1 protein-coding gene is annotated in these 934 nt (G+C 34.5%); it reads left to right on the top strand.

Annotated elements, in window-relative coordinates; all coding sequences use genetic code 11:
- Positions 1–433: hypothetical protein (locus tag ACK4EX_RS11700; protein ID WP_409773046.1), on the top strand; the 433-nt coding region annotated here is incomplete at its 5' end.
- Positions 434–934: the final 501 nt, after the last annotated feature.

Raw genomic sequence — 934 nt, 5'->3', positions numbered from 1 at the left:
ACCCCATTTATGTACCTTCTGGCACGCAGTAGAAAGAAAAAAATACGGCATTCCGGTAATCATTGAAAACCCAAATGAAATATGGGATAAAATTTTAAACGATAAAGATAAATATCCGCAAAGCTTTTTAGAAAAATTGCCGAAGGATAAGTGGAGATTACAACAATACTTTCAACCTAACGAAATTTTCTTCATTCCAAATTCGGATAAAAAACTAAAATACAATGATTGTCTGTATAGATTACAAAAAATGAGCATTAAAGGAAATGGTCAACTGGATATTTGGTTTCGACAAATCTTTGAAACACAAATCATAGACAATAAGTTGTCGAGCAAATCACAACGATTCTTTAATGTACAAAGCATAGGTGCATTAGAAAAACTTAATCCTCAAAAAATTAGTGTAAACCGCTTGGGCGAAATTGTTGCATAAAAAAAGGGCGAGTTGCCCCGCCCTGTCTGTTTTCACAACGGTCATTAAAGACCTTATTGTGATTTGCTTCATGACAAATTTAAATAAATATTTCGAATTAACATCCAATTTATTAAAGTTAATTTATTAGGTAAGCACTATCTTATTCAAGGTTCATTTTTATGATTTTTTAAAGTTCAGCCAAAGTTCTCATACGGTAGCCCTTGCCTCGGTAGCAATATTCAAAATTTAAGGCATTGAATCGGTTAGAAAAGCCTTTTAGGAAAGAGCTTTTATTTGTTGGGGGATGTATATGTGACTCAAAAGCCCTGACCAGAAATTCCGGATCGGCTCTAATTAAGCAATTTAAGCCGATTAAGATTAAATATTACGAAAAATCTTTCATTTTAGGTATATTTGGGTCATTGCAACCCACTGCCCGCGCAGAAGTTTCGGTATTGAAGTTGTGACTCACAGAGCCCTGACCGTGAGCGTCAGGGTTAGCTTTCATTTTTAGGTATA

The organism is Thermaurantimonas sp. (assembly GCF_046299575.1).
GTDB lineage: Bacteria > Bacteroidota > Bacteroidia > Flavobacteriales > Schleiferiaceae > Thermaurantimonas.
The sequence above is the reverse complement of the archived record's forward strand: the minus strand, read 5'-3'. Positions and strand labels throughout refer to the sequence as shown.